Below are 9,714 nucleotides of genomic sequence, written 5' to 3'. Positions count from 1 at the left end.
TCTCTAAGAAAGGTGGTGAAAACAATGGCTAGAAAGAAAGCAGTGAAAGTATTACGTAAACAAAAGAAAAGAGAAAACATGCAACGATTCACGCAAAAACAAAATATTGGACGAGCTTGCCTTACTGCAAAAGAATTTCGCTTACTGCAACGCATGTCACATAGTTCAAAAGCATTACGAAATGTTGGATTGTACACGATGAAACAAAGTTACTTGAACAATAACAAGATGGCTACTGTAAAAGAAGTGGACACTGCTATGCAAGCCGATATGAATTACTGGGGTATTCAATCAAACTCTGTGCAGGCTATTCGTAGAGCCTTATTTACAGAAGTGAAGAGCTTTTTTAAAGCAATGGAACAGTGGCAGAAAAATCCTGGGAAGTTCACAGGCCGTCCTAAGTTTCCGAATTATTCTCGTTCAACTGACAAACGAATTATTGAAATCTATCAAGTTCCAAAAGTGGATGATAACGGATATTGGATGATTCCGATGAGTGTTGCGTTCAGGCAAAAATTCGGTTCCATTAAAATACGTATGCCGAAAAACTTAAGACATAAAAAAATTTCCTACATTGAGATTGTACCGAAGCAAAAAGGTCGGTTCTTTGAGGTGCATTATACATATGAAATGCACGTTTCTCAAATGAAGAAACAATCCACAACTACTAGTAACGCTTTGAGTTGCGATTTAGGTGTAGATAGATTAGTAAGTTGTGTAACAAATACAGGTGATACCTTCTTAATTGATGGAAAAAAATTAAAATCCATAAACCAATATTTCAACAAAATGATATGTAATCTCCAGCAGAAAAATATTGAAAACGGAATTTCAAAACGAGTTGTAACGAATAGAATGGCTGCACTTTGGCATAAACGAGAAAGACAAATAAATGGTTACATTCCACAAACTGTAGGCTTGTTGTTCAAAAAAGTGAAAGCATTTGGCATAGATACGATTGTCGTAGGCTATAACGTTGGTTGGAAACAAAAATCTGATATGGGGAAAAAGAATAATCAAAAATTTGTTCAAATCCCGTTTCATAAACTGATTGTAGCGATTGAGAATAAATGTATAAAAGAAGGTATACGATTTTTCAAACAAGAAGAAAGCTATACTTCAAAAGCTAGTTTTCTAGACAAAGATCCGGTTCCAGTTTGGTCTAAGGATGAGAGGACGCATTATCGTTTTAGTGGCAAACGAATGACTCGTGGTCTGTACCAAAGTAAAGCAGGAACATGTATCCATGCTGATATTAATGGTGCATTGAATACATTGCAAAAGTCAAGAGTTGTAGAATTAGATGAAAATCTTAAAGTGAAAACGCCGATTCTATTAGAAGCGCAAAAACGTAAGGCTGTTGCCTCGCGCATAGCTTAGTGGGTGCGTCAACCATCCATGTGTACTCGACTTGTCGGGGCTTGTAGTACACGCCAGATTCATCTGAGTGGTGGCTTCTTCCATAAGGAAGAACTGCTTTTTTTCGAAAGGGTGGTGCAAGTGGGGAAACGATTGCTCGTTTCTATTACCAACCCAAAATATACTTGGGGTGTTACCATAAGGTGGCATGAATGCTAGAGCGTCAACTGTCTAGCGATAGACGAAAAGACCTAGCGTTCGAACTCAAGCCCCCACTGAGATGAAACGTTTCATCTCAGTGGGGGTAGTTGACATTCATTCAGACTTTCTGTAGAAGTTTGATGTGATAAGACAAAGAAGACCAACTATGACAATACTTATACCAATCCCTTTATGTAAATTAGGAAATGGTGATGGTATATCTGAGTAAAAATTTGCTAAAATGAGACCGATTGAAAATAAAAATATCCCTATTCTATATAACCATTTTCTTTTGTTCATCATTCTCCCCCCTAAAATTTTTCATACACTCCTTTCTTTTGGACATACTACCTAAAAAAGGAGTGGATAATATGCAAAATTCTATACATAAGCAGATCCTATTTTTATTTTTCCTCTTTCTCATTCTCGTTATCGTTTTCAGCTTTATATTACATACTCCAAAAGATGTTGTACCAAACAGCCTCTCTGTTTATAAACTCTTACTTTCATATTGTCGTTATTGAAGAAGGTGCCTTATATAAGGCACCTTTTAAAATTCTCTCTTCTCATACAACTTCACTGAAACGAAGACAGATACTATGAACATGCATATTGAACTAACAAATAACACACTGTTATATAGTTGAATTTGTTCTAGGTTGATTCCAAAGAAAATAGAAGAAACCGCCATAGGTGCTATTAGTATAAAAATCGCAATAAAAATAGTTTTTTTATATGCTAACCAAAACGATATTGGTAAAACAAAACTTAAATACGTTAAAATAAAGCTAATACTAGCAACCATTGTCGTTTCAATAAATCCAAATAGGTTAACCCCATTCTTCATTCCCATCGTGAAACAACCGACCGTTACGCTTATAAAAAGAATAATAATTGCTACTATATATTTCGCATACACAACCTGTTTTCTTAATATTGGCAAACTATTTAAGATGACTTCACTCTTATTTTTACTACCCTCTTCAAATGTTTTTACCGTTGCCCCAACTGTAATAATTACTGACATAATGATGAATAGATTTTCCGTATCTGTTAAGGCCATATAAAAGAAAACAGGATACAGTATGTACCAAATTAAAAATTTCCATTGCACGATAAAGTCTTTTATTATAAGTTGCTTCACAATCGCTCCCTCCTTATAAATCACGCTCATTGTATAAGTTAATTGAGAGTAACATGGACATAACATACAAAATAAGAAGTCCAGCTATAAAACAAACATTTACGACTAAACTCGTGCTCCAAGCATTCTCTACATCTAACCATTCACTACTTACAATCACTCCACTTAATCCACCAACTATAATTCCCATAAAATAAGCAGCCTGTTTCGAACTGCTATATTCTACCGAAAATTCAATTGGAAGTACGATCATGCTATAAACCAATCCTCCCGTTATTCCGCCAAGAATCGCTCCCCACAGCATAAATCCATTTATATGTTCATTTTGCAACTGAATTAGACCAACTAAAAGTGAGAAAATCACACCTAAAAGAACTAAAATGCTTACAAATATGTATTTTGCTACGACAATGTCTTTACGATCAAACGGTAAACTATTTAATATTTTTTCACTCTTACTTCTAGCCTCATAAATCGTCGACCATATTGTTCCAAGGATAGGTATAGATATGCTAAGCTTCAAAAGAAAATTGTCGCTACAAAAATCAACAATTACTAGGAAAAGCAAGCATATAAAACCAACAAACCCTAACTTTCTTTGCAACATCATATCTTTTAAAACTAGTTGCTTGATCATGTATTACACCTCACTAAACCAATTCCTTAACATCACTTATTAGTTTTTATATAAGAAGGATTAAAGCTCTTTCTTTTTAAAACTCACAATAGCTACAAACATTGAAGCTAAATAACTTACACAAGCGCCTATACTTAAAATACTTATGACTAATAGCACATCGGAAGTTCGAAAAATTATTAGCATAAGCCTTTCATCCGTAAATATATTGCACATAAATCCTAGTAAGCCTATTATAGGAAAAAGCATAACTAATCCCAACATAGTAACCATTCGCTTATCCTCACTATATTTTATGGGAAGGATCATAACAGCATACAGAATAGAAAAGAAAATAGCTATAAATGCTGCATACCAAGGAATATTTATATTTTCTTTTAATACAAATACAGGTAGTACAAAGAAAACGAATGTAATGATTAAGCTGAATGCCATAAATAATAGTGTCGATATGTATTTCGCAATGACAAGATCTTTCCTAGTAAAAGGTAGACTTACTAACACTTTTTCCGTACTATTTTTCTCCTCATTTGATAAAGAGATTGAAATCATCAAAAGACATATAGCAAAACAAACATATGCTAATTGAAATGGTTCTATAGTGTTTTGGAATGCTCCGTATATTGGTAAGATTAAATAGATAAGAAACATTTTTCTTTGTAAGAAAAACTCTTTCAAAATTAACTGTTGCATACAATTCCTCCCCTACAAATCACGTGCTTCATAAATTTTAATTGTAAGAAACATAGAAGCGATATAAATACTGACTAATGCAATGAATCCAACTATAAATACACCAATATGCATAGGATTCATAATCCACTCCATGAATGAAGGTGTTGTTTCATTCAGCCCATCACTAATAAATATCCAAAGTATCCCCCCGACTCCTATTGATGCTGCTGATACTAGACTTCTTACTACATTCGATTTTATAGCATAATAACTAGGGAAAAAGGTGACAACTAAAAATACGGCGTAAACAAACCCATTTACTACTCCATACCATGGAATTTCAATGTATAGATTAGGATGATATGCACCGATATCACCAATAACAGCGATACCTCTTATAAGGAAAATAAGCAACAACGTAGAGAACATGCCACCTACAATAAATATTGCGCTAGATATATATCTAGCAATCACGATATCCTTTCTACTTAACCGTAAACTATTCATAACAATGTCGCTTGTATTCCGTTCATCTATTACAATTAATATCGTAACTGAGGAAAGAGTTATAAATAAACAACTCATAGGAAACAGCATTTCACCACCGTTTTCAAACAAAAAGAATACAAAGGGTATAGTAAGATACACTGACCATATCCCCCGAAAAAAGAACAAATCTTTATAGATGAGCTGACGCACAGGCACCTCTCCCTTTTGCGGTGTAAACGATAATATCATCTAATGTAGGCTTTTCTAGTACAACCTCATTTCCAAACCAATCGATAATTGCTTGTTTATCCTTCGCTAAACCTTCGAAACCAAATTTATTTTTTCGTAATCCAACAAATAATTCTTTTCCTTCTCGGTCTAATAAATCATTACTTCCTTTTACGATTACGTAGTTCTCCATTAGTTCATCTTTCTCACCAGTAAATATAATTTCTCCATCATTGATGAACGTAATATAATCTGCGATGCGCTCTAAATCTGTTGTAATGTGCGTTGAGAATAATACAGATACTTCATCCTCCATTACAATTTCTTGCAAAATATCAAGTAATTCACTTCGAACAACTGGATCTAATCCTGCTGTCGGTTCATCCATAATGATAAACTCTGCGTGATGTGAAAGTGCGATAGCAATCGCAAATTTCATTTTCATCCCTTTTGATAGTTCTTTAATTTTTTTATACTTCGGAACTTGTAATCTGTGCATATACGATTGATACTGCTCTTCGTCCCACTTTTTATATAATGGTGCAATAATACGTTTCATTTGTTCACACGTTAAATCTTCGTAGTAATGGTTTTCATCATATACAAAACCAATATTTTGTTTTATTTCCTTTTCAGCTTTCTTATTGTCTTTGCCAAAAATTTTTATATCGCCGCTATCTTTTCGAATTAAATTCATAATCATTTTGATTGTCGTACTTTTCCCTGCGCCATTCGGTCCGACAAATCCCATAATATATCCGCGTGGTAACGTAAAACTTATATTTTTCACTGCAAAATCTTGATAACTTTTACAAACATTTTTTAGCTCTAACATCTCTTATTCCCCCTCATATAAACACGCAATCATCTGCTGTAAATCTTCAAGTGAAAGCTGCAACGCTTTACTTTCATTTACAATCTCTTCCGCTTTACTTTCCAATAGACGAAGCCTTTGTTCTTTTAGTAGTTCATTATTTTTACGTGAAACATAAGTCCCCTTCCCAGCAACAGTTTCTATATATCCTTCTTTTTCAAGCTCCTCGTACGCACGCTTCGTTGTAATTACACTAATTTGTAATTCCTTCGCTAAGCTACGAATAGACGGTAATTGGTCTCCACCCTTTAAACCACCATTTAAAATAAGCTGGCTTAATTGTTTTCTTATTTGTACATAAATAGGGTCTTGGGAAGAATTCGAAATAATAATATTCATGTTTTCCTCCAGTGTGTATATACTGTATATACCTTATATACACAGTATATACACACCATCCTATTTTTGGCAAGAAAAAAAGACCAACATTTTCCTGTTGGTCTTTCGTATATGTATCACTTTTCAAAGCGATCTAACATCTCATCTCTCATTCCGAAACTCACTACCGCAATTCCTACATACATAAACAGAAGGAACGCCGGATGAACTGTGTTGTACCAAGTGCTATCAACAATTAAATAAATCGTTAATGCTACAACAAGAACAAACGCTAAGATAAACATATAAAAGTGTCTTGTACTACCCATAATAAACTCCTCTCTTCTCTCGTCACCATTCAACAGTATATTGTATCGAATAATTCGATATGACTCAAGGTTAACTTTCTGTTATGTAATCAAGTTCCACCTTTACAATGTCCTCACATGCTATTGAAATGATTGTTCCTTTCTTATCAATTGCCGTCACTTCTCTATTATCCATTACACGATGTGCTACTCTTTCTAATACTTTTCCTTGATCTCGATAACAAAATTCTTTTACATCTTTAATCGTTTTTCCGTTTTCTAAATGGTATATCATTCTATAACACCGATATCCCACATTTTCACCCCCAACTTGCTCGTTTTTTCACATATACATAAAAATGAGTCATTCCTATCTCATTGCATCTTCTTAATTTCAATAAAATTCTAACAAAAATAAATACTTTTATCAAACTGACTTTTTCAACAAAATCACCTATGAAACTACTTCTTTACACCATTATGAAACAAAAAATATAAAATTTTAACATTTTCTTCACTAGTTCTGCATAAAGTGAAACTTTAATCAGCGGGGGATTTTTGTTCATCCCCATTGATTATCCGCCCACAAATCGCGGGACAAATTCTCCATACAAAAAAAGAACCCGCATATAGCGAGTTCTTCCTTTTTTATTCTAATTAAACTTGTACAGGAGCTAGCTTTTCATAACGTAAAACTGGTTTACGAGCAGCCAATGTTTCATCCAAACGTTTAATTACCGTTGTATGTGGCGCTTCTTGTACAACTTCTGGATTTTCTTCTACTTCTTTAGCAATTTGAATCATCTTATCAATGAAACCATCTAATGTTTCTTTTGATTCTGTTTCTGTCGGCTCAATCATAATACATTCTTCCACATTTAATGGGAAGTAAATTGTCGGTGGATGGTAACCGAAATCAAGCAGGCGCTTTGCGATATCTAATGTACGTACGCCAAGTTTCTTTTGGCGACGACCTGATAATACAAACTCATGCTTACAATGTCTATCGAACGGAAGATCATAGAATGGTGCTAATCTTCTCATCATATAGTTCGCATTTAATACCGCATACTCCGTTACTGCACGTAGTCCATCTGGACCCATAGAACGAATGTATGTGTATGCACGAACGTTAATTCCGAAGTTACCATAGAATGGTTTTACGCGCCCAATTGCTTCTGGACGATCATAATTAAAGTGATAGCCATTTTCCGTTTTCTCTAAAATTGGTTTTGGTAAGTACGGAATTAAATCAGCTTTCACACCTACTGGACCCGAACCTGGGCCACCGCCGCCGTGAGGACCTGTAAATGTTTTATGAAGGTTTAAATGCACAACGTCAAATCCCATATCTCCTGGGCGCGCTTGGCTTAATACCGCATTTAAGTTTGCACCATCATAGTATAATTTACCGCCTGCGTTATGGACGATTTCTGCCATTTCTAAAATATTTTCTTCGAATAGACCTAATGTATTAGGATTTGTTAACATAAGTGCTGCTGTTTCTTCGTTTACAACACGTTTTAAATCTTCTAAGTCAACAAGACCATGTTCATTTGATTTTACTGTAATTGTTTCAAAACCAGCTACAGTTGCAGATGCTGGATTCGTTCCGTGAGCAGAGTCAGGAACAATTACTTTCGTACGGTTAAAGTCACCATTTGCTTCATGGTATGCACGAATTAACATTAAACCTGTCCATTCTCCGTGTGCACCCGCTGCTGGTTGCAATGTAACAGTATCCATACCTGTAATCTCAATTAAGTGCTCTTGTAAGTCGTACATTAATTCCATTGCACCTTGTACTGTCTTTTCATCTTGTAATGGATGAATATTTGCAAATCCTGCGAAACGAGCTACATTCTCATTAATTTTCGGATTATATTTCATCGTACAAGATCCAAGTGGATAGAATCCAGAATCTACACCGTGGTTACGGTTTGAAAGTGCTGTATAGTGGCGCATAATGTCAAGTTCAGATACTTCTGGTAGCTCTGCATCTTCTACTCGAATATAATCGCTCTCAAACACATCTTCTAGTTTCACTTCTTCTACATCTAATTTTGGTAGGCTATATCCTATGCGTCCTTCTTTACTCACTTCAAAGATAAGTGCTTGGTCTTGGTTCTTCATTGGATAGCCCCCATTTCGTTTACAAGTGTGTCAATTTCCTCTTTTGTACGAAGCTCAGTTACTGCTACAAGCATATGGTTCTCATGCTCTTTATAATCACGGCCTAGGTCGTAACCGCCGATAATATTCTTTTGTAATAATGCATCGTTTACTTCTTTCACTGGACGCTTGCAATCTACAACAAACTCATTGAAGAATGGTCCAGCAAATGTTACAGTGAAGCCTTTCGCTTCAAATTGACGTTTTGCATATTGTGCTTTAGAAATGTTTTGACGTGCCATTTCTTTCACACCTTGTTTACCAAGTGCCGTCATTGCAACTGATGCTGCTAATGCATTTAACGCTTGGTTTGAACAAATGTTAGACGTCGCTTTATCACGGCGAATATGCTGTTCACGTGCTTGTAACGTTAATACAAATCCACGTTTACCATCTGAATCTACAGTTTGTCCAACAAGACGTCCTGGAATTTTACGCATAAATGCTTTCGTTGTTGCAAAGTAACCACAGTGTGGTCCACCAAACTGCGTTGGAATACCAAATGGTTGTGCATCACCGATTACAACATCAGCACCAAATTTTCCTGGTGGTGTTAATGCGCCTAATGATAATGGATTTGAAGAAACGATAAATAATGATTTTTGTTGATGAACGATTTTTTCAATATCAGCTAATTTTTCAACTTGTCCGAAGAAGTTTGGATATTGAACGATTACACAAGCAACTGTATCATCTACTTCACTTTGTAATACGTCTAAATCTGTTACACCATCTTTATGATTAATTTCAACAACTTCAAGATGTTGACCTTTTGCATACGTTTCAAGTACTGCTCTTGATTCTGGATGAACTGCACTAGATACAAGGATTTTCTTTTTGCGAGTATGGCCAGCTGCTAGCATTGCCGCTTCAGCTAAAGCTGTACCTCCGTCGTACATAGAAGAGTTTGCTACATCCATTCCTGTTAATTCACAAATCATTGTTTGGAATTCAAAGATCGCTTGTAATTCCCCTTGTGAAATTTCTGGTTGGTATGGCGTGTAAGCTGTATAAAATTCTGAGCGAGAGATAACGTGATCTACAATTACTGGAGCGTAATGATCGTATACACCTGCTCCTAAGAAAGAAGCGTATTCTTTTAAGTTAGCATTTTTACTAGCCATTTGAGTTAACTCTTTTAAAAGCTCCGGCTCTGATTTTGCTTCTTTAATTTTTAAATCCCCTTTAAAACGAACACTCTCTGGAATATCAGAGAATAACTCATCGATCGTTTGAACGCCGATCGTTTGTAACATTTCTTTTTTGTCTTCTTCTGTCATTGGAAGATAACGATGCAACATGAAATCTA

Annotated in this window: 12 protein-coding genes; 1 reads left to right on the top strand and 11 read right to left on the bottom strand. The window is 35.2% G+C overall.

What is annotated here, in order from left to right:
* The first annotated feature begins 12 nt into the window (after nt 1-12).
* On the top strand, nt 13-1,380 hold the full coding sequence (locus JDS99_RS10795; RefSeq protein ID WP_345943227.1) for a transposase: 1,368 nt from the start codon (nt 13-15) through the stop codon (nt 1,378-1,380).
* 294 nt (nt 1,381-1,674) lie between these two features.
* On the opposite strand, the gene JDS99_RS10790 is transcribed toward JDS99_RS10795, so the two are convergent.
* The 11 genes from JDS99_RS10790 to gcvPA form a co-directional block, all read right to left on the bottom strand.
* The gene (locus JDS99_RS10790; RefSeq protein WP_048531110.1) at nt 1,675-1,860 is read right to left on the bottom strand and encodes a hypothetical protein; all 186 of its coding nucleotides are present in this window, start codon (nt 1,858-1,860) and stop codon (nt 1,675-1,677) included.
* A gap of 250 nt (nt 1,861-2,110) precedes the next feature.
* Nucleotides 2,111-2,707: an ABC-2 transporter permease gene (locus tag JDS99_RS10785; RefSeq protein WP_199695059.1), complete on the bottom strand. Its 597-nt coding sequence runs from the start codon at nt 2,705-2,707 to the stop codon at nt 2,111-2,113.
* Between the two features lie 10 nt (nt 2,708-2,717).
* Entirely contained in the window at nt 2,718-3,341 is a 624-nt protein-coding gene (locus tag JDS99_RS10780; protein WP_199695057.1) for an ABC-2 transporter permease, read from the bottom strand.
* Between the two features lie 60 nt (nt 3,342-3,401).
* Nucleotides 3,402-4,034, bottom strand: coding sequence for an ABC-2 transporter permease (locus JDS99_RS10775; protein WP_088064399.1), 633 nt, complete (start codon nt 4,032-4,034; stop codon nt 3,402-3,404).
* A gap of 12 nt (nt 4,035-4,046) precedes the next feature.
* The gene (locus JDS99_RS10770; RefSeq protein ID WP_199695056.1) at nt 4,047-4,715 is read right to left on the bottom strand and encodes an ABC-2 transporter permease; all 669 of its coding nucleotides are present in this window, start codon (nt 4,713-4,715) and stop codon (nt 4,047-4,049) included.
* The gene (locus tag JDS99_RS10765) at nt 4,696-5,568 is read right to left on the bottom strand and encodes an ABC transporter ATP-binding protein (protein WP_199695055.1); all 873 of its coding nucleotides are present in this window, start codon (nt 5,566-5,568) and stop codon (nt 4,696-4,698) included. The genes JDS99_RS10770 and JDS99_RS10765 overlap by 20 nt, the downstream gene beginning before the upstream one ends.
* A 3-nt stretch (nt 5,569-5,571) precedes the next feature.
* On the bottom strand, nt 5,572-5,946 hold the full coding sequence (locus JDS99_RS10760; RefSeq protein ID WP_001021351.1) for a GntR family transcriptional regulator: 375 nt from the start codon (nt 5,944-5,946) through the stop codon (nt 5,572-5,574).
* A 116-nt stretch (nt 5,947-6,062) separates the two neighbouring features.
* Complete coding sequence (locus JDS99_RS10755) at nt 6,063-6,254, bottom strand: hypothetical protein (RefSeq protein WP_000535935.1); 192 nt, start codon at nt 6,252-6,254, stop codon at nt 6,063-6,065.
* 70 nt (nt 6,255-6,324) lie between these two features.
* Complete coding sequence (locus JDS99_RS10750; protein ID WP_000639158.1) at nt 6,325-6,528, bottom strand: DUF3929 family protein; 204 nt, start codon at nt 6,526-6,528, stop codon at nt 6,325-6,327.
* A 362-nt stretch (nt 6,529-6,890) separates the two neighbouring features.
* Nucleotides 6,891-8,366: an aminomethyl-transferring glycine dehydrogenase subunit 2 gene (gene gcvPB, locus JDS99_RS10745; protein WP_000795689.1), complete on the bottom strand. Its 1,476-nt coding sequence runs from the start codon at nt 8,364-8,366 to the stop codon at nt 6,891-6,893.
* Nucleotides 8,363-9,706 carry an aminomethyl-transferring glycine dehydrogenase subunit 1 gene (gcvPA, locus tag JDS99_RS10740; protein WP_000903246.1) on the bottom strand — a complete coding sequence of 448 codons (1,344 nt, stop codon included), beginning with the start codon at nt 9,704-9,706 and terminating at the stop codon, nt 8,363-8,365. The genes gcvPB and gcvPA overlap by 4 nt, the downstream gene beginning before the upstream one ends.
* Nucleotides 9,707-9,714: the final 8 nt, after the last annotated feature.

The sequence above is a fragment of the Bacillus cereus group sp. N6 genome (genome assembly GCF_016483705.1).
Lineage (GTDB): Bacteria > Bacillota > Bacilli > Bacillales > Bacillaceae_G > Bacillus_A > Bacillus_A wiedmannii.
This window is presented reverse-complemented; position numbering and strand designations above follow the sequence as displayed.